General features: G+C 61.2%; 24 protein-coding genes and 2 pseudogenes. 16 read left to right on the forward strand and 10 right to left on the reverse strand.

What is annotated here, in order from left to right; genetic code table 11:
- Window positions 1-14: 14 nt before the first annotated feature.
- From HS122_02775 to HS122_02810, 8 genes and pseudogenes are all read left to right on the forward strand, one after another.
- Window positions 15-1,340, forward strand: coding sequence for an FAD-dependent oxidoreductase (locus HS122_02775; GenBank protein ID MBE7537324.1), 1,326 nt, complete (start codon window positions 15-17; stop codon window positions 1,338-1,340).
- On the forward strand, window positions 1,337-2,302 hold the full coding sequence (locus HS122_02780) for an ROK family protein (GenBank protein MBE7537325.1): 966 nt from the start codon (window positions 1,337-1,339) through the stop codon (window positions 2,300-2,302). Before HS122_02775 ends, HS122_02780 begins: the two co-directional genes overlap by 4 nt.
- The gene (locus HS122_02785; protein ID MBE7537326.1) at window positions 2,299-3,261 is read left to right on the forward strand and encodes a hypothetical protein; all 963 of its coding nucleotides are present in this window, start codon (window positions 2,299-2,301) and stop codon (window positions 3,259-3,261) included. The genes HS122_02780 and HS122_02785 overlap by 4 nt, the downstream gene beginning before the upstream one ends.
- 38 nt (window positions 3,262-3,299) lie before the next feature.
- Window positions 3,300-3,482: pseudogene (locus HS122_02790) on the forward strand (Na+/galactose cotransporter).
- Between the two features lie 73 nt (window positions 3,483-3,555).
- Complete coding sequence (locus tag HS122_02795; protein MBE7537327.1) at window positions 3,556-3,774, forward strand: hypothetical protein; 219 nt, start codon at window positions 3,556-3,558, stop codon at window positions 3,772-3,774.
- Between the two features lie 117 nt (window positions 3,775-3,891).
- Window positions 3,892-5,481 (forward strand): sulfatase, encoded by a 1,590-nt coding sequence (locus HS122_02800; protein MBE7537328.1) that lies wholly within the window; start codon window positions 3,892-3,894, stop codon window positions 5,479-5,481.
- Window positions 5,482-5,554: 73 nt separating this feature from the next.
- Window positions 5,555-7,027, forward strand: a complete 1,473-nt coding sequence (locus HS122_02805; protein ID MBE7537329.1) for an arylsulfatase — start codon at window positions 5,555-5,557, stop codon at window positions 7,025-7,027.
- Window positions 7,024-9,069: a sulfatase-like hydrolase/transferase gene (locus HS122_02810; protein ID MBE7537330.1), complete on the forward strand. Its 2,046-nt coding sequence runs from the start codon at window positions 7,024-7,026 to the stop codon at window positions 9,067-9,069. The genes HS122_02805 and HS122_02810 overlap by 4 nt, the downstream gene beginning before the upstream one ends.
- A 58-nt stretch (window positions 9,070-9,127) precedes the next feature.
- Here the strand turns inward: HS122_02810 and HS122_02815 are convergent, their stop codons facing one another.
- The 3 genes and pseudogenes from HS122_02815 to HS122_02825 all read right to left on the reverse strand — a co-directional run bounded on the left by HS122_02815 (window position 9,128) and on the right by HS122_02825 (window position 10,667).
- Window positions 9,128-9,583, reverse strand: coding sequence for an SRPBCC family protein (locus HS122_02815; protein MBE7537331.1), 456 nt, complete (start codon window positions 9,581-9,583; stop codon window positions 9,128-9,130).
- Window positions 9,584-9,723: 140 nt separating this feature from the next.
- Window positions 9,724-10,086, reverse strand: a complete 363-nt coding sequence (locus HS122_02820) for a DUF1428 domain-containing protein (GenBank protein MBE7537332.1) — start codon at window positions 10,084-10,086, stop codon at window positions 9,724-9,726.
- A 52-nt stretch (window positions 10,087-10,138) separates the two neighbouring features.
- Window positions 10,139-10,667, reverse strand: a pseudogene (locus tag HS122_02825) (SRPBCC family protein).
- A gap of 323 nt (window positions 10,668-10,990) precedes the next feature.
- On the opposite strand from HS122_02825, the gene HS122_02830 reads away from it, so the two are divergent.
- From HS122_02830 to HS122_02845, 4 genes are read left to right on the forward strand one after another with little or no spacing between them, the layout of a single operon-like run.
- Window positions 10,991-11,413 (forward strand): hypothetical protein, encoded by a 423-nt coding sequence (locus tag HS122_02830; GenBank protein ID MBE7537333.1) that lies wholly within the window; start codon window positions 10,991-10,993, stop codon window positions 11,411-11,413.
- A gap of 41 nt (window positions 11,414-11,454) precedes the next feature.
- Entirely contained in the window at window positions 11,455-12,783 is a 1,329-nt protein-coding gene (locus HS122_02835; GenBank protein MBE7537334.1) for a sigma factor, ECF subfamily protein, read from the forward strand.
- 50 nt (window positions 12,784-12,833) lie between these two features.
- Window positions 12,834-13,031, forward strand: a complete 198-nt coding sequence (locus HS122_02840) for a hypothetical protein (protein MBE7537335.1) — start codon at window positions 12,834-12,836, stop codon at window positions 13,029-13,031.
- Complete coding sequence (locus HS122_02845) at window positions 13,024-13,284, forward strand: hypothetical protein (protein MBE7537336.1); 261 nt, start codon at window positions 13,024-13,026, stop codon at window positions 13,282-13,284. The genes HS122_02840 and HS122_02845 overlap by 8 nt, the downstream gene beginning before the upstream one ends.
- 46 nt (window positions 13,285-13,330) lie before the next feature.
- On the opposite strand, the gene HS122_02850 is transcribed toward HS122_02845, so the two are convergent.
- The 7 genes from HS122_02850 to HS122_02880 all read right to left on the reverse strand — a co-directional run bounded on the left by HS122_02850 (window position 13,331) and on the right by HS122_02880 (window position 17,724).
- Complete coding sequence (locus HS122_02850; GenBank protein ID MBE7537337.1) at window positions 13,331-14,068, reverse strand: DUF899 domain-containing protein; 738 nt, start codon at window positions 14,066-14,068, stop codon at window positions 13,331-13,333.
- Between the two features lie 20 nt (window positions 14,069-14,088).
- Complete coding sequence (locus tag HS122_02855; protein ID MBE7537338.1) at window positions 14,089-14,664, reverse strand: SRPBCC family protein; 576 nt, start codon at window positions 14,662-14,664, stop codon at window positions 14,089-14,091.
- The gene (locus HS122_02860; protein ID MBE7537339.1) at window positions 14,661-14,990 is read right to left on the reverse strand and encodes a winged helix-turn-helix transcriptional regulator; all 330 of its coding nucleotides are present in this window, start codon (window positions 14,988-14,990) and stop codon (window positions 14,661-14,663) included. The genes HS122_02855 and HS122_02860 overlap by 4 nt, the downstream gene beginning before the upstream one ends.
- 198 nt (window positions 14,991-15,188) lie before the next feature.
- On the reverse strand, window positions 15,189-15,443 hold the full coding sequence (locus HS122_02865) for a Txe/YoeB family addiction module toxin (protein MBE7537340.1): 255 nt from the start codon (window positions 15,441-15,443) through the stop codon (window positions 15,189-15,191).
- Window positions 15,444-15,462: 19 nt separating this feature from the next.
- Entirely contained in the window at window positions 15,463-15,717 is a 255-nt protein-coding gene (locus HS122_02870; GenBank protein ID MBE7537341.1) for a type II toxin-antitoxin system prevent-host-death family antitoxin, read from the reverse strand.
- 61 nt (window positions 15,718-15,778) lie between these two features.
- Window positions 15,779-16,921 (reverse strand): galactose mutarotase, encoded by a 1,143-nt coding sequence (locus tag HS122_02875; protein MBE7537342.1) that lies wholly within the window; start codon window positions 16,919-16,921, stop codon window positions 15,779-15,781.
- Between the two features lie 56 nt (window positions 16,922-16,977).
- The gene (locus HS122_02880) at window positions 16,978-17,724 is read right to left on the reverse strand and encodes a prolyl oligopeptidase family serine peptidase (GenBank protein ID MBE7537343.1); all 747 of its coding nucleotides are present in this window, start codon (window positions 17,722-17,724) and stop codon (window positions 16,978-16,980) included.
- A 371-nt stretch (window positions 17,725-18,095) separates the two neighbouring features.
- On the opposite strand from HS122_02880, the gene trxB reads away from it, so the two are divergent.
- From trxB to sufB, 4 genes are all read left to right on the forward strand, one after another.
- Window positions 18,096-19,043 carry a thioredoxin-disulfide reductase gene (gene trxB / locus HS122_02885; protein MBE7537344.1) on the forward strand — a complete coding sequence of 316 codons (948 nt, stop codon included), beginning with the start codon at window positions 18,096-18,098 and terminating at the stop codon, window positions 19,041-19,043.
- 184 nt (window positions 19,044-19,227) lie between these two features.
- Window positions 19,228-19,686: a transcriptional repressor gene (locus tag HS122_02890; GenBank protein MBE7537345.1), complete on the forward strand. Its 459-nt coding sequence runs from the start codon at window positions 19,228-19,230 to the stop codon at window positions 19,684-19,686.
- Window positions 19,687-19,716: 30 nt separating this feature from the next.
- A complete protein-coding gene (sufC, locus tag HS122_02895; protein MBE7537346.1) occupies window positions 19,717-20,472 on the forward strand; it encodes a Fe-S cluster assembly ATPase SufC in 756 nt (251 codons plus the stop codon).
- Window positions 20,473-20,537: 65 nt separating this feature from the next.
- The gene (sufB, locus tag HS122_02900) at window positions 20,538-21,986 is read left to right on the forward strand and encodes a Fe-S cluster assembly protein SufB (protein MBE7537347.1); all 1,449 of its coding nucleotides are present in this window, start codon (window positions 20,538-20,540) and stop codon (window positions 21,984-21,986) included.
- Window positions 21,987-21,990: the final 4 nt, after the last annotated feature.

A 21,990-nucleotide genomic window follows, 5' to 3' on the forward strand; every position in this document is an offset into this window, starting at 1 on the left:
CGCCCGTTCCCGAGATGTTCACGTTCTCAAAGTCCATTCCGACCTACGGTGAATTCGACCTTGTGGTTGTGGGGTCCGGTTCCTCCGGAGCCACCGCAACCATCGCGGCCGCACGCGCAGGCGTTCGCACGCTCCTGATCGAGAAACTTCCATTCCTCGGGGGAACATCCACCGCCGTGCTCGACACCTTCTACGGATTTTACACTCCGGGAAAAACCAACCGCAGGGTTGTCGGCGGAATCCCCGACGATCTGGTCGCCGAAATGCGCGCAATCGGCCTGGTGATCGAACGGCCCAACACTTTCGGCGCCGGCACGGGCATCACCTATCACCCGGATGAACTCAAGATCGCCTGGGAGCGCCTGGTCCGCCGAGCCGGGGCCCATGTCCTGCTGCACGCCACCGTGCAGGATGTCGTCCGCAGCGGGAATCGCTTCGAGGCTCTCGTCGTTGCAACGAAATCCGGCCTTCAGCTCGTTCGGGCGGGCACATTCATCGATGCATCGGGCGACGCCGATCTCTGCGCATTCGGAGGCGTGCCCTTCGAACTCGCCGGCGCGGAGGCCCCCGCGCAAACGCTCACCACCTCCTTCCGTGTCGCCAATGTCGATATGGCGCAGCGGCGCACCATCAACAAGGACCGCCTGCACGCCCTCATGGCCGAAGCCGCATCAGCACTCGGTTACAAGCTCCCGCGCCGGGAGGGCTCCGACCACATCACGCCCGTCGAAGGCATGACTGCCACGATCATGACGCGCCTCAATTCGGTCGAGCGCCGCGCCGACGGCTCGGTGATCAATGCCACCGATCCGGATCTCCTCACGCGCGCCGAGATGGACGGACGCGAGCAGGCTCTCGAATACATCCGATTCCTGCACGACCGCGTGCCCGGCTACGAACACGCCCGCCTCGCCACTTTCGGTCCGCAGATCGGCGTGCGCGAAACCCGCCGCGTTCAGGGTCTCTATCGCCTCACCCGCGAGGATGTGCTCGGCGCACGCCAGTTCGACGACCAGATCGGGCTTTGCGGCGCGCCCATCGAGGATCACCACGACGGCGACGGCACGCGATGGTCCTACCTTCCGGACGGCCAGTGCGTTGGCATCCCGTATCGCACGCTCGTGCCAAAGGGCGTCGACAATCTCGCGGTGGCCGGCCGCTGCTTCTCCGCGACCCACGACGCCCATGCCAGCGTGCGCTCAATGGGACAATGCATGGTGATGGGGCAGGCCGCCGGAGCGGCCGCATCCCTGATCGCAGGCTCGCGCGGAGCCTTCGCGGATCTCGATCCGGCGCACCTCCGCTCCACCCTCCGTTCGCAAGGCGCCATTCTCGAATGAACTGGATCGGCTTCGACATAGGCGGGACTCGCATCAAGGGCGGCATCCTTGACGATGCCGGCCGGATTCTTGCGCGTTCTGTGGAGGACACGCAGGCCAGGCAGTCGCTGCGGGCTCTTGAGCGCCAGCTCGACAAACTCGTTTCCCGGCTGCTCCAGGAGGCACCAGGGGACATCGGCGGCATTGGCGCTGCGATCACCGGTCCGGTCAATCCCGCGGTCGGATGCGTCTATCTTCCGGGAAAGATCCGCGGGCTCGACCGCCACCGCACCGTCCCGTTTCTCCGCCAGCGATGGAAAGTGCCCGTGACCGCCGACAATGACGGACGTCTTGCCTGCCTCGCCGAATGGCGCGCGGGCGCGGGGCGCGGATGCGCCAATCTCGTGGTCTTCACACTCGGCACGGGCATCGGATCGGGAGTGGTGCTCGATGGCCGCCTCCTGACCGACCGGCATTTTCAGCGAGGCACGCAGTGCGGTCACATGATCATCGACATCAACGGACCGCGCTGCCTCACCGGCCCTCGCGGCACCGGCGAAAGCCTCGCCTCCGTCACGGCGCTTGTGCAGTCCGTGCGCGACCACCTCGCCCGTGGCCTGCCCTCCTCGCTTGGGAAAAAGCCGCCGCACGAAATCGTGTTCATCGACATCGCCCGCGCCGTGCGGCGCAAGGATCCGGTCATCACCGACATCTTTGATCGCTGGCTCGATCGTTTCGCAGCGGTTGTGCTCAACGCCTACTATGCCTACACGCCGGACCTGATCGTGCTCGCCGGCGGTCCCATGCACGCGGCCGGCGTCATCCTGCCGCGACTCGAGGCCACCCTGAACGCCGCGGCTTTCCGCGTGCCTCCCGACCACCCGATTCCAATTCGCGCTGCGCGATTCATCGACGACGCCGGCTGGATAGGGGCGGCTCTCAGAGGCCGCGACTTCGCCATCGAATCAAAGACTCCCGCATGAGCCTCACCATCGAAACCACGCTCGGACCGCTTCCGAAGGAGCGCCTCGGTCGCATCAACGCTCACGAACACCTCTTCATCGACTCCGGGCAGATCGTCGTCAAGGAGCCGGATTTCCGCCTCGACAGCGTCGACTGCGCGATCAAGGACGTCGTCGACTGGCGCGAGGCCGGAGGCGGCGCCATAGTCGACACCATGCCGGTTTCCAGCGGTCGAAATGTCGGCAAACTCATCAAGGTTTCCGAGGCGACCGGCATCCCGGTCATCGTAGCGTCCGGCTTTCACAAGGGTGCGTTCTACTGGCCGGATCACTGGCGCGGCCACTACTCCGAGGATGAACTCACCGAGCTCATCGCCGCCGAAGTCGAGCAGGGCTGCGATCTCAACGAATACCAAGGTCCGATTGTCAAGCGCTGCCGGGTCAAGGCCGGCGCAATGAAGGTCGCCGGCAACTGCAACCACCTCGACGACATCACCCGGCGTCTCATTCGCGTCATCGGGCGCGTGCATCAGCGCACCGGGTGTCCGGTTTTCGCCCACACGGAGAGCGGACTCGAGTGCTTCGAGATCGTGCAACGCCTCAACGACGCGGGCGTGCCCTCCGCCCGGATCCTCATCTGCCACATGGACCGCAACGCGGATTACTGGCTGCATCGCAAGCTCGCCCGTACCGGCGTCCTACTCGAATACGACACCCCGAGCCGCTTCAAGTACCAGCCCGAGTGCGTCGTCATCCGGCTGATGCGGGAAATGATTGACGGCGGATTTCTCGACCGGCTCACGCTTGGCGGGGATCTCGCCCGCCGATCCTATCTGAAATCCTACGGCGGCGGCCCCGGGTACGCCTACCTGCTCACCCATTTCACGGCGCGGCTCCGTGAGGAGGGATTCAGCGAGCACGAACTCAACGCCATTTGGATAGACAACCCCTTCCGCTGGCTCGCGGGCACCCCTTCATGAACTCCCCTGCAAACTCCGTGCTCCTCGATCTCGTCTGGGTCGACTACCTCATCCTCGCCCTCTACTTTGCCTTCGTCCTGGGCATCGGCTGGACATTGAGGAAGCATCTGCGCACGAGCTCCGACTTCTTCGAATCGGGGCGGTCCCTGCCAGCCTGGATCTGCGCCCTCGGTTTCGTCGGCGCCAATCTCGGCGCGCAGGAGGTGATCGGCATGGCGGCCAGGTCTCAGTGCATCTCACTTTTGCCAGCTCCATGGCGCAAAACTCTTGGATGACGATCGTTCCCTTCACTGGATGCTTTCTCGGCTGCATTGTGGTTCCAATGGCCAGGCCCCCCATCGCCGGGAGAAGGAACTCAAGGGCCTCGTTTCCTCGCTGACTCAGAAACTGCCCGCCAACACTTCAATCGCCTGGTATGCGCGCCCTGTCTCCCCGAGAATCGCCGCACACGCGCGCCTCCGGGGGGAACGAGGAGATACAGCCATGTATCCGAAAATCCGCCAGGACAGGTAGTCCGACAATTTCCCAGAGCGTCGCGCTTGCAGATGTCGGAATCGTGGGGAAGACTGCACGTCCTCACGTTCTCGATCACGCTTCCTGATCGCATCCGATCGCCCTGATTTCCCGCCCATGAAATACCGACTGTCCCTGCTCGCCTGCCTCCTTGGCGCGACGGCCTTCGCCGCCGAACGTCCCAACATCCTGTTCATTTTCTCCGACGACCACGCCCACCACGCGATTTCCGCGTATGGATCGAAGGTGAACCAGACGCCGAACATCGACCGGCTCGCGAAGGAGGGGGCGCGCTTCACAAACTCGTTTGTCACCAATTCGATCTGCACACCCAGCCGGGCCACGCTGCTGACGGGCCAGTACTCCCATCTCAACGGTGTGCCTGTTTTCAATCGCTTCGACGGCTCGCGCGACACATTCGCCAAGCATCTCCAGGCCGCCGGTTATCACACGGGAATTATCGGCAAATGGCATCTCGGCTCCGATCCCACGGGCTTCGACCGCTGGATCGTGCTCGTCGGTCAGGGCAAATATCACGATCCCACATTCGTGATTCCCGGGGGGGAGGTCACCATCAAGGGCCACTGCACGGATGTCACCACCGACCTCGGGCTTGAATGGCTTCGCACGCGTCCAAAGGACAAGCCCTTCCTCCTCATGTTGCACCAGAAGGCACCCCACCGCCCGTGGGAACCTGACGAGCGCAACAAGGCGCTCTTCAAGAACCGCGTCATTCCCGAGCCGGAGACATTGTGGGACGACTACGCCACGCGGCCCACCGCGCTTCCCGAGAACGAGCAGACGGTTGCCCGCGATCTGACCCGCCTCGACCTGAAAATGGAGCCACCCGCCGACCTCAAGGGCGCGGAACGCAACGCCTGGCTGCACACCAAACCGATTGAGGTCACCGTGAACGGAAAAGTACTCACGGGCCGCGAGCTGGTGCGCTGGAAATACCAGCGTTACATGCAGGACTACCTCGCCTGCGTGCAGGGCGTGGACGACGGGGTCGGCCGCGTGCTCGACTACCTGGACAAGACCGGGCTCTCAAAAAACACCATTGTCATCTATTCCGCCGACAATGGCTGGTACCTCGGCGATCTTGGTCTCTACGACAAGCGCTTCATGTACGAGCCAGGTCTTCGTGTTCCCCTCCTGGTGCGCGGACCCGGCATCAAGGCTGGAAGCCTGCCCTCGCAATTTGTCGCCAACATAGATCTTGCGCCAACGTTCATGGAACTCGCCGGTCTTCCGATTCCCGCATCGATGCAGGGGCATTCCCTTGTGCCGCTGCTGCACGGAGAAAAGCCCGCTGCCTGGCGCACCTCCGTCTACTACCGCTACTATCACGATCCCGGCCACCACAACACACGCGCCCACCTCGGCGTGCGCACGGCCACGCACAAGCTGGTCTATTACTGGAAACAGAACGCCTACGAAATGTTTGACCTCACAAGGGATCCGAACGAGCAGCACAATCTGCTGTTCAATCCTGAAGAGGCCAGGCAGCCGGCGATCGCCGCCAAGTTTGCGGAACTCAAGGGAGAGATCGCGCGCCTTCAAAAGGAATTCAAGGACGACGGCCAGTACGCCGACAGCGCCGACTGGCCCAAGGGCGGCGTCGACGGCCCGCCGAATCCCAAGGACCATCCATCGATCGGTGTGAAGAGCGTCGGGGAAGCCATTGCCGCAACGAGCTCCAGATAGGCCCGCGCCCATTGAACACCCGAAGCACAAGTCCACCCACCCATCAGCACCACTCAACGCAATCCCACATGCCATGCGCCTGCGACATCTGACTTCAACCCTCACACTTCTACTCGCAAGCGCAGCCATCGCCGCGGACCGTCCCAATATCGTCCTGATCCTCTCCGATGACGTCGGCTACGGCGACCTCGGCTGCTACGGCGCCACCCACGTTCGCACGCCCAACCTCGACCGGCTCGCCCGCGATGGCGCACGATTCACCGACGCGCATGCGACGGCCTCCGTCTGCACACCAACACGCTTCGCGCTGCTCACAGGGAAATATGCCTGGCGCGTGCCCGGCACGGGCATCGCTCCCGGCGACTCTCCGCTGCTCATTTCTCCGGAGACTCCAACGATCGCCTCCGCACTGAAGTCCGCAGGATACTCAACCGGCATCATCGGAAAATGGCATCTGGGGCTCGGCGCCACCACCCCGGACTTCAACACCGATCTGAAGCCGGGCCCGGTCGAGCTCGGGTTCGACTACGCGTTCTTCATTCCCGCCACCGGTGACCGCGTGCCCTGCGTTTTCGTGCAGAATCATCGCGTCATCGACCTCGAGCCCACCGACCCCATCACCGTCAGCTACAAGGGCCGCATCGGCAACGAGCCCATCGGCAGCGAGCATCAGGACTGGCTCAAGATCAAGGGCGACGCCTCGCATTCCGACGCCATTGTCAACGGCATCAGCCGCATCGGATTCATGACGGGCGGCCACCGCGCCCAATGGGTCGATGAAACGATCGCCGACACCCTCGCCCGACAGGCTGTCACCTTCCTCGAACGCCAAAAAGCGGACAAGCCCTTCTTTCTTCTGCTCACGCCACATGACATCCATGAACCCATGGTGCCAAACCCTCGCTTTCGAGGCACAAGCGACTGCGGCTGGCGGGGCGATGTCATCCATCAGCTCGACTGGACCGTCGGAGAGGTGCTTGGAACTCTCGACCGCCTCGGACTGGCGAAGAACACGCTCGTGATTTTCTCCTCGGACAACGGCGGTGCCGTCAAAAACACCTATGACGACGGGACAAATGCACTGCACGACAGACAGAAGCCCAATGGCATCCTGCGCGGACAAAAGGGTCAGCTCTACGAGGGAGGCCATCGCGTGCCCTTCCTCGCGCGCTGGCCCGGCCACATTCGCGCCGGACGCGAATCCTCCGCGCTCCTCGCCCTGGTCGACTTGTTCCCCACGTTTGTAGATCTGGTGGGCGGCAGGCTCTCAACCGGCGCTGCGCCTGATGGAATCAATCTCAAATCCACTCTCCTGCTGGAAGCAGGAGCCACGCCCAGGCCGCCGCTTGTTCTCCAGGGCAATCGCACGGTGTACTTTGCGCTCCGCGACGGCAACTGGAAGCTGGTTCAAACCGCAAAGGGACCTGAACTCTACGACCTCGCAAACGATCTCGAGGAAACGCACAATCTCGCCGCCGCGGAACCGGAGCGCGTCAAGTCGCTGACCGCAAAGCTGGTCGCCGAACGCGAACGCGCCCTGCAATGAGATTGCTCCGCAGCGCCGGGGTCCTCCTTGGCATTCTGCTTTTCCTCGGCGCTCATGCCGCGGATCGCCCGAACATCATCTTCATCCTGACTGACGATCTCGGCTACGGGGACCTCAGCTGTTTCGGACAAACACGATTCAAGACCTCAGCCCTCGATCGCATGGCGGCCGAAGGCACCCGGTTGACAAACCACTACGCCGGCGCCCCCGTCTGCGCACCCTCCCGCGCCTCCCTGCTCCTCGGCGTCCATCAGGGCCATGCCAATGTTCGCGACAACCAGTTCGACAAGGCCCTGGAGAACAACCACACACTCGCCACCGTTCTCCGTCAGGCGGGCTACGCAACGATGGCGATCGGCAAGTGGGGGCTCCACGGCCAGCCCGTCGGTGGCGGCCCGACCGGCGCCGATCCCCACGCGCCCGCCCATCCGCTCAACCGGGGCTTCGATCACTTCTATGGTGTGCTTCGCCACATCGACGGACACGAACACTACCCGAAGGAAGCTCCCTACTTTGCAGCCAAGGCGAAAGTCCGTGGTCCGGTTTTCGTCTGGGACGACCGAACCGACGTCAGGTCCGACCTCGACCGTTGTTACACAACCGATCTCTTCACGGCCCGGGCGAAAAAATACATCAGCGAGCACGCGGCCGCGTCACGCGAGAAACCGTTCTTTCTCTACCTCGCGTACGACACGCCACATGCGGTGCTCGAACTGCCGACTCAGGCCTACCCCGCGGGCGGCGGACAGAAGGGAGGGCTTCAATGGCTGGGCAAGCCCGGCCACATGATCAACACGGCCACCGGCACAGTGGACTCGTGGACCAATCCTGAATTTCTCCCTGCCCGCACAGGGCAACCGTGGCCTGAGGTTTATCAGCGCCAGGCCACAAGCGTGCGCAGGATCGATGACTGTGTCGGGGATATTCTGCAGCTTCTCGCTGACCTCCACATCGACTCTCAAACGCTGGTGGTGTTCTCGTCCGACAACGGTCCCGAGACGGAATCCATGCTGCCCGGGCAGCCCTTCACGCCGGAGTTTTTCCGCAGCTACGCTCCCTTCGACGGCATCAAGCGCGACCTCTGGGAAGGCGGTTCGCGCGTGCCCACGATCGCGCGCTGGCCAGCCCACATTCCAGCGGGGCGGGTCGTTGCGGAACCGAGCGCGCAATGGGACTGGCTGCCCACCTTTGCCGTGGCAGCGGGGATGCCTCCGCCTGCGCGAGCCGATGGCATTTCGCTCCTGCCCGCGCTCGCGGGTATCAAACACCCAAGTTCAACCCGCGCGCTCTATTTCGAGTACTTCGTCACCGGCACCACGCCCGGCTACGCGGACTTTGATCCTTCGCACCGCAACCGCCACCGCAATCAAATGCAGGCTGTCCGGCTGGGCGATCTGATCGGAGTCCGCTACGACGTGAAGACCCCGGCCGATCCGTTCGAGATATACGACCTCACCTCGGATCCCAGGGAAACCAGGAATCTCGCCAACAATCCCGAAAACGCGGCCATGCAGGCGCGCCTGCATGCGATTGCGCTGGGTTCGCGACGTCCCGACCCCGCTGCACCTCGGCCCTACGATTCCGCACTCATTCCTGCAGTCGACGCTTCAGCGCCGCGTCAGGGACTGGAATGGAATGCGTACAAAGGCGACTTTCCCTGGCTGCCCGATTTCAATGCATTGAAGCCCGTGGCATCCGGACGCGCGTCCCGCGCCGATCCTGATGCTGGAGAAATCACCGATGGGGACGGCGTGCTGTTCACGGGATTTCTAAAGGTTCCGGAAGACGGCGAGTACACCTTTCACCTCGCATCAAACAGCAAGGCGCTGCTGCGTCTGCACGACGCGACCGTCATCGACGCCGACTACGGCTATGAATCAGGTGCGGAAAAGAGCGCGACGGTTCGTCTTGCGGCCGGCCTCCACCCCATCCGCCTTTCCTGCCTGCGCAGCGCCCTTGGCCTCTCGCGGTTTCGGCTGAAGTGGAGCGGCCCAGGCTTTTCCTCGCAGACCATTCCCGACTCGACCTGGTGTACGCCTTGACGGAGCATGCGTGCAGTGTGAGTTGGATGTTCCGTCGCACTGCAGAACTTTCCTCACATCAGCCGTTCGGAATGTCGGGCTCCGTGAGATTGGCGAGCTGCACGAGTGATTCCTGCCAGCCAAGATAACACATTTCCGCCGGTATCACCGCGGGCACTCCCGCCTGTTCGATGCTCACGTCAGTGCCGCACAACACCTTCTTGAGCGCCACTGTGACAACTATTTCACCGGGAAGATTCGGGTCGTCGAAGGTGTCGGTGTAGCGGAGTTTCTCACCCGGGACGAGTTCCAGGTACCGTCCGCCGAATGAGTGGCCATGGCCGGTGCCAAAGTTGGTGAATGACATCCGGAAGCTGCCGCCGACCTTGGGATCGATCGAATGAACCTTGCAGGTGAAGCCAAAGGGAGGAAGCCATTTGGCGAGTGCATCGGCATCGAGGAAGGCCTTGTAGATCTTCTCGGGACTCGAGCGCATGACGCGGTGCAGGCGGATGGTGTGAGTTTTTGCGGACATCGGGTTGGTTGTTCGAAGGGTTGATTTGAATCGTTCACTGTCTCAACGAACGGTGCTCTCGGAATCAGACACGCGTCGCGCCAATGGCAGCGTTCAATCGGGAACCATCACATACAGCCCTGGCAAACAGGCGGCCCGGATCAGGCGTCGACGACGGCCTTGAAGCCGCCGTAGAGCATGCGTTTGCAGTCAAACGGCGCCTTCTTCGGATCGCACATCGCGGCCACGCGCGGATCCTTCATGAAGGCCGCGTTCACCTTGTCGCGATGGGCGCGCGACTTGTACACGATGTAGGAAAAGACAACGGTCTCGCCGGGCTTTGCGCGGATGCCCTTTGGAAACGCCAGGGCGAAACTGATGGCAAGATCGTCGCCAACACACTCCTTGTATTCGAGCGCGCCAAGTTCGCGGAACACCTTGGACGCCTTCCTGGCCAGGGCGAAATACTCCTTCAGTTTTTGCTTCCTGACAGGGATGACAAATCCATCGACATACTTTGGCATGGGATCAAGAGATTGAGGATTGAAGAGAGAGGATTGATGTTGGGAGAAGCGTCTACTTCGCCTCGACGAGCGACTTGAGACTGGCGAGTCCCTCCTCATAGTCGCCGCCGATCATCTTGTCCATGCTCATGAAGACACACATGAGCTTGCCTATAAATTTATTGGGACCGGACATGCTCCAGGTCAGGACTGTTGCGCTACCTTGTGGCACGAGGGTGAATTCTGTCACGCATTGGGACTCCCATGGCTTGAGGAATTCCAGCCGGATTCGAATGAGATCCGACGGACGACTCGCCGCGATCGTCATCCGCCGGATCCGACCTCTTGTTGCCCTCCATCCATAGATGCGCGCCAATGCCGGACGCCGGTCCCTCGAATGTGCGCTTCATGGCTGGGTCCAGCTTTTCCCATGGCGACCAGGCCTGCCAGTGGTGAAAGTCGTTTATCTCGGCAAATATGGCGGAGGCCGGCGCGGCAATTGTCGCGCTGCGTGAAACGCGGAATTCCGCGGGCTGAAAGGCGGCGAGCGCCAGAATGATCACAACAATCGCCGCGAGGGCGAGCAGGATGACTTTAAGCATTGGGGGACGTGGGGGGAGCTTGAGTGGATCTAGACCGACACCCCCGACAGATCAAGCAGCACCGGCAAGTGCCAGAATGGGCCATGGGTTGTGCGGTCAATGAGTTCAACGAAGCACACTGCTCCTTCCGGACACGGGGATTGAAGATTGTCCAGTCTTGAGCTTGGCTCATGACCAGCCAAGCCGCGATGGTTCGACCCAGAAACACATCCCACCATTCGACCCCTCGGTCCGCAAATCAGCCACTTTTCACGCCGGTGTCCAATTTGCCTGCCAATGTTCGTTGGAGGATTTGAAGCAACTCTCCAAACCATCATTGACCCATGTCCTCAAAAGCAACTCCCCTGCCCTACATGCTCTTCTTCCGGAACTCCGGTCCGGAAACGCACGCCCACCTTTCGGCGGAACAACGCCAGCAACTGATCACGCGATGGAACGCCTGGTTCGAGGGGCTCGTCGCCGAAGGCAAGGCGACCGAAGGCCAGCCGCTGGAACTGGATACACGCATTGTCTCCGGGAACGGCGGAACGCGTGTGGTGGACGGTCCGTTTCCCGAGGCCAAGGAAGCCATCGGCGGTTATGTGAAACTCTTGGTCACCAGCCTTGACGAGGCCACCGAAATAGCCCGGCGCCACCCCGGGCTCGCCTACGGGCTGATCATTGAGGTGCGCCAGCTGACGCCCACCTGCCATCTCGGAGTGAATACCAAGCCCAGCGACTCCGAGAAAGTGCTCGTGCACAGTTGAGTTGCCGGATTCGAAGTCCTTCCACTCCACACTTCCGGCGCATGCCAGACCCAGTGATTTCCGCGACGGATCTGCCGCGCCCGCCGCCGGCGGGCGCCCAACCGGCGCAACTCGTCGAGCATTTCTTCCGGCACGAAACCGGGCGTCTTCACGGGGCGTTGGTACGCCTGCTGGGCGTGCACAACCTGTCCCTAGCCGAGGACATCACCCAGGAGGCAATGCTGCGTGCATTGCGGACTTGGTCAATGGGCGGCATTCCGCCCAATCCTTCCGCCTGGATCACTCAGGTGGCAATGAATCTGGCGAGAGACCACCTGCGCCACCACCGCATGGCGTTCGGAAAGGAACAGGCCATCATCACCCACCACGAGCAGACAATCCCACGCCCGGCGGTCGCGGGGGATTCCGCGCACGCAATCAGCGACGACACCCTGAGGCTCATGTTCGTTTGCTGTCATCCATCCATCGCTCCCGACGCACAGGTCATTCTCGCCCTGAAGGTGCTCTGCGGTTTCGGCACCTCCGAAATCGCCCGCGCCTTTCTCAGCAGCGAGGCCGCGATCGAAAAGCAGATCACCCGCACAAAACAACGCATCCATGATGCAGGCATCGGCTTCGACGTACCGGAAGGCGAGGACCTCACGCCGCGACTGAACGGCGTGCTGGCGTCCATTTATCTGCTTTTCAACGAAGGTCACAAGGCCACCGCCGGCGACAACCTTCTGCGTGAGGAGCTCTGTCACGAGGCCATGCGCCTGCTGTCCCTGCTCCTCGCTCACCCCGCGGGCAAGGTGCCTCGCGCACACGCATTGATGGCCCTGATGCTGCTGACGGCGGCCCGTTTCCCCTCCCGCCTCGACGAACACGGCGCGCTGCTGCGGCTGCATGACCAGGACCGTTCGAAATGGGACCACCGCATGATCGAGCAAGGCCTGCTGCACCTTGCCGCGGCAGCCGATGGCACCGACCTGAGCGAATACCACCTTCAGGCCGGCATCGCCGCCATTCACTGCCTTGCACCTGATTACGCCTCGACCGACTGGGCCCGCATCCTGCGCCATTACGACGAACTCCAGCGCATCAAGCCTTCACCCATCGTCGCGCTGAATCGCGCCGTCGCTGTCGCCCACCTGCATGGCCCGCAGGCGGGGCTCGACGCCATTGAAGGTATTCCCGGCCGCGAGAAAATCGAGTCGCACTACCTGTACCACGCCGTCCGGGGCGAACTCCATTGGCGCCTCAAAGACGAGTCCGCCGCGGCCGCCTGTTTTCGCCGCGCCCTCGCCCTCGCCCATGTGGGACCTGAACAAACCTACCTTACACGCATGCTCGAACGATCCGTCGACGACGCCACGTCGTCCGCGAGTTAGCCAAAGAAGCCCGTCTTGACGGCGTACATTCTTCGGCAATCTTTACCGACATGACGTTGCTCCAGTTGAAGCAGGAGATCTCGCGCCTTTCGCTGCGTGAACGGCGCGAGTTGAACGCTTACATGATTCGCTTGCGGCACGAACGGCCAGAATGGAAGAAGATGGCTACCCGTCGGATGCGCGACATGGACGCCGGAAAGAAGGTCTCCATTGCCGAGTTGGAACGCCGGGTGGCAACCCGTGGGTAATACGGGTTACAAGCCTGTGTTTTCCGAGGGAGCCGCGGACTACTTGCTCCACCTTCCCAAGCGCCGTCAGCGCCAGGTCATGGATCTGGTTTGTCAGCTGGCGGATCACCCGCACGTTCGCAGCGACTACTCGACGCCCGATGAATCCGGTCGACCGATTGAAAACTTGATGATCGACAACTACGTTTTTGCCTACTGGTTGGACCACGGTGAGCGTGAGATTCGAATCATCGATATCGATGACGCGTCGTAGGCCGGCAAGGTGCTGGAGGTCGCGACATCAATGCCGAATCAATGACTCACACCTTGGCCAACTCATGCTTGTACCTGTCATGGTGGCGCAGCCATTCCATGCCGTTCATGCCCTCCTCGTCGCGTCCTTTCGGAACAAGATCAAGCAGGTGGTAGGTGGCGAATATGACCTCCACGCCGCGGAAATAGGTGGAGTAGGTGTGATAGATCGCGCCGTCGTCACCTCGTGCAAAGACACTAATCCCGGGCATTTCCTCGGCGTCGCGCACCTCCTGCTGCGCGAAGTTGTAGTACACCCTACCAGAGGCGGCCAGCTTCGGATCAAACGACACATGATAGTCAAAATTGAAATCAGTGCCATGCGATGAGACCCAGTTTACATTCCACCCCATGCGTTTCTTGAACGGCAGGATTTCAGAAATCGGCGCATGGGAAATGGCCGCAAACGACACATCCCGGGCGGCCAGATGCGTAGTCGTGGAAACGAAATGATCCATCATGAACGAGCAACTCGGACACCCTTCCTTCCAGCCAGGCCCAAACATGAAATGCTGGACGATCAACTGGCTTCGGTTCGTGAACAAGTCCGAGAGAGTGACGCGCCTTCTGGAGGATGCGAATGTGTATTCCTTGTCGACTCTCACCCACGGAAGCTTGCGGCGGCGCTCGGCGATCCTGTCCTGCAGGCGGGTGAGCTTTTTCTCTTCGCGTAAAAGCGCGCGACGGGCGGCAAGCCACTGCACCGGGGTGGCTGTTCTTGAATTAAGGGACTTCTGAGAGGACATGATGTCTAAGGGTTGAGCACTCACCTGAACTGATTCGCGAGGCGCCGCTCGTACTCGGGCTGCAACCGCGCGTGTGTCGCCCAAAAGGGCGGGGGCAGATTTCCTTCAAGCAGCGCGGTGAGCAGCGCAACGTGCGTATGCCAGCCGGACGCGTAGTTGCTCAGATCGGGCAGATCCTCCCCTTTCGCACGATGCGTCAGGACGAGCAGGACGCTTCCGCCCTGCGGCGTGAGCTCAAAGGTCACCTCCGAATCATCTCCGCCGAACGTGAAGACCAGCAGCCGCGGCGGCTCGCAGCGCAGAACGCGGCCCTCGAAGGTCACCCCGGGGTCCTGAACCTGCCTGTACCGCTCCGGCGGAGTCTCGCCCGGCGACAGGTTCGCGTGGCGCATGGCAAACACGATCCTTCCACCTGCGCGAAGCTCGGTGATTCCCCCGGCTATCCAGCGGGCCCGCTTCTCAGGATCGGTCAGGTACTGCCAGACGCGTTCGATCGGACCGGGTAGCAGACGTGTCAGACGAACCTCGCCCCGGTCGATGAATTCGCCGTGAGCGTCGTTGTTGGGGTCACTCTCGCTGTTGGATTTCGATTTCATGATTTGGTCTTCCTTTTCTGACGCTCGTCCTCGGCCCTCAGTTCGCGCTCGAGGGCATCGAGCCGCCGGCTCCAGAAGGAGCGCGTCTTCTCAATCCAGGCGTCCACCTTGTCCAGGCCCTCGGGATTGAGCGACTGGATGCGCAGCTGCCCCTCGTCCCGGGTCGTCACCAGCCCCGCCTCCCGGAGCACCTTGAGATGCTGCGAAATCGCGGGCGCGCTGACGTCGAACTCCTTCACCAGTTCGCCCGCAGTGCGGTCGCTCCGGGCAAGGAGTTCGACAATGCGGCGTCGCGTGGGATCGGCCAGGGCTTCAAGACTGAGCATGCCGATATAATTCAAACATTACTTAATTAAGCAATCACTAAATTAAACGTCGCATGAACTCCAAATGCCCGAAGCCTTCCAGGACAAGTGCCTCGGGGATCGTTTGAATCCCATGCTTCAGGACGTGGTTGGCACCGGGCTCTGTTCAGCCTTCCTGGATGGCAACCGCCAGCTTCCGTCCCGAACTGACCAGCCACTTCAGTAATGAAGCCGAATCTGCGCGATGAACAGCTGGCGCCCCGCCATCTTGTAAACGATGCGATGCTCTCCATCGATCCGCCGGGACCACCAGCCACGGAGGGCATGTTTCAACGGCTCCGGCTTGCCGATGCCATCAAAAGGCGAGCGGCAGATTTCTTTCACGAGCTGATTGACCCGCCGAAGTTGCTTCGGATTTGTCTGCTGCCAATGCAGGTAGTCCTCCCAAGCCTGCTCGGAAAACACCAGCTCCATGAAGTCGGCCCGGCAGGCGTCAAGCCTCCATCAACCTGCGTGTCCTGCCCTTGCCAGCTTCAAGCTGCTGGATGGCGCTCAGGATTCTGCGTGCATTGGCCGGGCTGCGCATCAGGTAGGCGGTTTCTTCCAGAGCCCTGTATTCATCGAGCGACAACATGACCACCGCCTGATCGCGATTGCGAGTGATGACAACAGGCTCGCAGCTCTCGCAGACCCTGTCCATCGTAGCCGCCAGATTTTCCCGCGCCATTGTATAGGTGATCGGCCTCATATGGACAGGAAGTTGTCCAGAAGAGAAAGCAAGTCAAGCCATGTGCGGCTTCCCGGACACCCTACTCCACGAGAAACTTGTAGATCGTGGTCGTCTGGTAGCGTTCGCCCGGACGCAGGATCGTAGAGGGAAAATCGGGGTGATTGGGCGAGTCGGGGTAGTGCTGCGTTTCCAGACACAGTCCGCCGCGCGGTTGATAGGGCTTCCCGGATTTTCCGACCTTTTTCGGAGTCAGATGATTGCCACTGTAGAACTGGACTCCCGGCTCCTCCGTCCACACTTCCATGAGGCGGCCCGACTTCGGCTCGTGCACGCGGGCCGCAAGCCTCAGGTCACCGGGCTTTCCATCGATCACCCAGTTGTGATCGTAACCGCCGCCGAACCCAAGCTGTGGATGCGCTTCATTGATTCGCTCGCCGATGGCGTGCGGGGTCGTGAAGTCCATCGGCGTGCCGGCCACCGGAGCCAGTTCTCCCGTCGGGATCAAACCCGCATTCACCGGCGTGTAACGCTTTGCGTGGAGCGTGAGCACATGATCCAGAATGTCCCCGCGCCCCTCTCCCTTCAAATTGAAGTACGAGTGCTGCGTCAGATTGACCGGCGTGGCCTTGTCGGTTGTCGCCGCGTACTCGATCTTCAGCGCATTGTCGTTGCCGAGCCAGTAGTGGATAGTGACATCGAGATTGCCTGGATAACTTTCCTCCCCGTCGCGACTGAGATAGTGCAGCCGAAGACCCGGGACATTGTCCCGGAGCAGCGGCTCCGCCCGCCACAGCACCTTGTCGAATCCGGTTTTCCCTCCGTGGAGGTGACACGGGATTCCGCCGGGCTCATTGTTGGTCACCAACTCATAGGTGCGGCCATCAAGCGTGAACCTGCCGTGGGCGATGCGATTGCCATATCGGCCGACGATAGCACCGAAAAACGGGGAACCCCGAACGTATTCCTCCACGGAGTTCAGTCCCAGCACAACATCGTCGAGATGACCGTTGCGATCCGGCACCAGCAGACGAACAAGGATGCCTCCGTAGTTGCTGATGTCCGCGCGAACGCCGTTCGCGTTGACCAAGGTGTACAAGGCGGCCTCGCGACCGTCGCCCAGTTTGCCAAACGAATTCATGGTGATCGAAGAAGTCCCTGCGGATGCCCCCGAGACCGGGAGCATGGCGCAGGAGACGATGAGAAAACGAGTGAAGATTGACATGATGAATGAAGAAAAGGCACTGGTTTCAATGACTTCACGCAGCGCGTCTCGATCCTTCACCTGGAATGCAAAAGCATCCAGTCATAGAGATCCTGGCCGGCATAGACCCGCCTCCAGACATCATGGCCCATGTCGGCCTCGATGGTGAATCGCACGTCGTTGTGACCGAGCTTCTCGAGTTCATTCAGCGCCGCATAAAAATAGACCAGCTTCACCGTCGTGTCCCGCCCGCCCGCAAAGACCCACAGGGGCGTCTTCACCAGTGACGGCGCAACCGCCCTCGTGCCAAATCCCGCCACGGGCGCAATGGCCGCGAATCGATCCGGGTGGAGCGATGCCAGCCTCCAGGTGCCAAAGCCTCCAAGGCTTATGCCGGTGAGATAGACGCGGTTTCGATCGCCCTTGTATCGGACAAGGACGTCGTCGAGGATGTCCATGACGTCGTCTGCAAGAAGGCTCCATCCCTTGCCGGAGGTCAACGGATCACCCAACCCAGCTGGAATCCCGTCCGGCTTCCCCTCCGGAATTTCCTCCGCAGGCCGCCCCTGCATGATATCACTGCCTCTGTAGTGCGGTGGATAGGGATGACGCCCGGAGGCCAGTTGCCGTGGAATGTCGGCCGGTTTTCGATTCTTGATGTAGCTGACCTCGCCCTGGTCCTGCATGGGCATCTGCGGCGAAATGATGATGAACGGGAGATCACGACGCTGACACCAGGCTTCAAAGAGCGGCCCATGCATGAGGAGGTAGTCGAGGTCACCATCTCCATCGCCACGTTCCCCATTCCCGTGCAGAAAAAGGATGACCGGCCAATGAGCACGTTCTTCATGCCTAGGCGGCAGGTAGAGCAGGTATCCTCGCTCGGCGTTCAAGGCCGCACTGTGGTATCTGGGGCGGAGCAATTGTGGCTCGGACGACGCAGCAGCGAGACAGAGGATTACGTGACAAACCAACAGAGCGAGCGTGCATCCTTTCATTGGACAATGAGCGGGTGAGGGCCTGGCGATGCAGGGGCTGTTTATGGAAAAGGGGGCACTCCTGACTGGCGAAGCCGCGACCGGTTGGCAAACGAAACAAATCCCCGGAGGGAATGCGTTCATTCGGTTTGCGCTTCAATCGCACATACCTAATTCAGTTTGAAACGCCACACATCGCCTCCGCAGAAGCATCATCCATGTCCAGCCAAACCATCGAGAACGTCGTCATCATAGGTACCGGCTGCGCCGGTCTCACCGCCGCCATCTACGCGGCACGAGCCAGCCTCAACCCGCTCGTCCTCGAAGGACCTCAGCCCGGCGGCCAGCTTACCACGACAAGCGAGGTCGAAAACTATCCCGGTTTCCCCAATGGCGTGGATGGATTCGAGCTCACCCAAAACATGCGGGAGCAGGCCGCCCGCTTCGGTGCCCGTTATGAACAGGCGCTTGTGACCAGCGTTGATTTCTCCGCCCAGCCCCGACGCCTCGTTCTGGGCGACCGCACGCTGCTCGCGAAGACCGTCATCATTGCGACCGGGGCATCGCCCCGCATGACCGGCATTCCCGGCGAGAAGGAACTTTTTGGGGGCAAGGGTGTGACAACCTGTGCGACCTGCGACGGAGCGTTCTACCGCAACATGGAGGTTGCCGTGATCGGCGGTGGTGACAGCGCGGCCGAAGAGGCGCTCTTTCTGACCCGCTTCGCCAGCAGGGTTTATCTGGTTCACCGCCGGGGCGAATTGCGCGCATCAAAGATCATGGCTGAACGCGCCACGACGCACGAGAAAATCGAGATGGTCTGGAATTCTGTGCCTCTTGAGGCCTTGGGTGTGGCGGAGGGTGCGGTCAGCGGGTTGAAGGTTCGGCATGTTGAGACCGGTGCGGAGCGCGTACTTCCGGTCAAGGGCATCTTTGTTGCCATCGGCCACATCCCCAACAGCAAGGTGTTCACCCCGGCCCTGGAGGTGGACGAGAACGGTTATTTCAAGCCACAGCCCGGATCCCAGGTGCGAACCCGGGTACCGGGGGTGTATGTGGCTGGCGACTGCTCCGACCATGTCTATCGACAGGCGATCACCGCCGCAGGCATGGGATGCCAGGCCGCCATCGAGGCCGAACGCTGGCTCGCCGAACACGGTGCCTGAGCGCTGAGGCCCGGCCGACTCACCGGAATCGAGATTCGGCACCTCGATTTCAATCAACCCGGTCGGTTGCAATAGCCTGTCCCTATTGGGAGCTCGTTTGCTCGAGCAACCGACCAATAATTAGAATTATTCTAATTATTGCTTGCAACTTAGACCCAGTCTCATCCATTGCTGGAGTCAATCTATGATTCCTTCGGCCCAGATCACTCCAGATTCCCTGTCACAACGATTGGCTGGCAGCGGTCTTCGAAACACGCCCCAACGGGAAATGGTCTATGATATTCTGATCAAACGCCGGGATCACCCCACTGCCGATGAGGTTTTTGCCCGGGTTAAGGCCGAAATGCCCACGATCTCATTGGCAACCGTTTACAACTGTCTCGAGGCCTTGGTCCAATGCAGTCTGATTCGACAGGTCAATTTTGAGCGCGGACCCACGCGCTATTGCCCGAATCTTCACCCGCACGCCCACTTTCACGATGAAGCCTCGGGATCGACCTACGATGTCGATCTTCCCCCGGGTATCGTTGAACAGCTCAAGGCACTTCTGCCGCATAGCTATGCCGTGTCGGACGTCGAGATCATGTTTCGAGGCAAGACTCACGCCCAGCATCTCGCTCCTACCGACACTCCTTCCAACTGATCCGGCACCCATTTCCACACTCATTACTTCATGTCCTCACTAGAAATTCGCGACCTCCACGTAGCCATCGGCGAAAAGTCGATAGTCAAAGGCCTGTCCCTGACCATCAACCGGGGCGAGGTCCATGCCATCATGGGTCCGAACGGAACCGGCAAGTCCACACTCGCCAAGGCAATCGCCGGTCATCCGGACTACGCCATCACGCAGGGCGATGTCCTGCTCGACGGCAAATCCATCCTCGAACAGGAGCCCGATGAACGCGCACGCGCGGGAATCTTTCTCGCGTTCCAGTATCCTTCTGAAATTCCGGGCGTATCCATCGCCAATTTCCTTCGCGCCGCCGTTCAAGCTCGCATGGGCGAGGACGAGGAGCTCGACGCCACCGCCTACTACAAGCGCCTCTACCAGAAGATGGACCTCCTCAAGATCGACCGGAAGTTCACCTCACGCTCGGTCAACGAGGGTTTCTCCGGCGGTGAGAAGAAGCGCTGCGAAATCCTCCAGATGGCCATGCTCGAGCCCAAGTTTGCCCTGATGGATGAAACCGACTCCGGCCTCGACATCGACGCCCTGCGCATCGTCGCCGATGGCGTCAATACGCTCCGCGGCCCCGGTCTGGGAGTCCTCCTCATCACCCACTACCAGCGCCTCCTCAACCACATCGTGCCCGATTTCGTCCATGTGATGTACGACGGGCGCATCGTGAAAAGCGGCGACAAGTCGCTCGCTCTCGAGCTCGAATCGCGCGGCTACGACTGGGTCAAGCAGGAGCTGGCCATCGCCTGACAATCAGGCGCCGCCACCCGCCAGTCCGTTCCATCTCCTGAATTCCACACTTACTCTAGGCTGCCATGAAAACTCCCACCGACCTGGAAACCGAACCCGCCGAAACGGTCATCGAAAACCCGACCGTCGGCATTGATCAGGCCGTAGGTGACTTCAAGTACGACATTTACTACAAATACGACGCCGGTGTCGGTCTGAGCGAAAACACCGTGCGCTACATCAGCGCCATCAAGAAGGAGGCTCCCTGGATTCTCGACTTCCGGCTGGCCGCTCTGAAGACCTTCCTCGCCAAGCCCATGCCCACGCACTGGGCCACCAGCGACCTTCTCAACGTCGAATTCGACAGAATCCGTTACTATCTTTCCCAAGGGCAGAAGCCCAAGCGCACCTGGGACGAGGTCCCCGATGACATCAAGCGGACCTTCGAGCGCCTCGGCGTCCCCGAACAGGAGCGCAAGTTCCTCGCCGGTGTCGAGGCCCAGTTCGATAGCGAAGCCGCGTACTCCAACATCAAGGACATCGTCGCCAAGCAGGGAGTCATCTTCCTCAACTCAACAGCCGCCCTGCGCGAGCACCCGGAGTTGTTCCGAAAATTTTTCGGCAAGGTCATCCCGACAGGCGACAACAAATTCTCCGCGCTCAACAGCGCCGTGTTCTCGGGCGGATCGTTCATCTACGTGCCCAAGGGCGTGAAAGTCGCCCAGCCCCTCCAGGCCTATTTTCGCATCAATGCGGAGAACTTCGGCCAGTTCGAACGCACGCTCATCATCGCCGACGAGGGCAGCGAGGTGACCTACATGGAGGGATGCACCGCGCCGAAGTTCTCCACCTCCACTCTTCACAGCGCCGTCGTCGAGCTCGTCGCTCTGAAGGGCGCGAAGATCCAGTACATCACCGTCCAAAACTGGGCCCCCAACGTTTTCAACCTGGTGACCAAGCGCGGCGTCGCCCACGAGAACGCCGAAATCAAGTGGATCGACTGCAACATCGGCAGCCGCCTCACGATGAAGTATCCCGGCGTGGTCCTCAAGGGACGCAGGGCCCGCGGCGAGGTCATCTCCATCGCGCTCGCCAACGACGGCCAGCACCAGGACACCGGCGCCAAGATGATCCACGCCGCCGACGAGACGACGTCGACCATCATCTCCAAGTCGATCTCCGTGGGCCAGGGTCGCTCCACCTACCGCGGCCAGGTCCACATCGGCAAGCATCTCAAGAACTGCAAGAACAACACCGAGTGCGACGCGCTGCTGATCAACACCAACAGCCGCACGGACACCTACCCGGCCATCACCGTCAGGGGCGACTCCCACGCCGTGCAGCACGAGGCAAGCGTCTCCAAGGTCAATGAGGAGCAGATCTTCTACATGCAGCAGCGCGGCCTGACCGAGGCGCAGGCCATGAGCCTCGCGGTCAACGGATTTGTCAACGACCTGGTGCGTCAGTTCCCGATGGAGTACAGCGTCGAGCTCAAGCGTCTCATCGACCTCGAAATGGAGGGCTCCGTCGGCTGACGCA

It is taken from the genome of Opitutaceae bacterium (assembly GCA_015075305.1).
Classification (GTDB): domain Bacteria; phylum Verrucomicrobiota; class Verrucomicrobiia; order Opitutales; family Opitutaceae; genus UBA6669.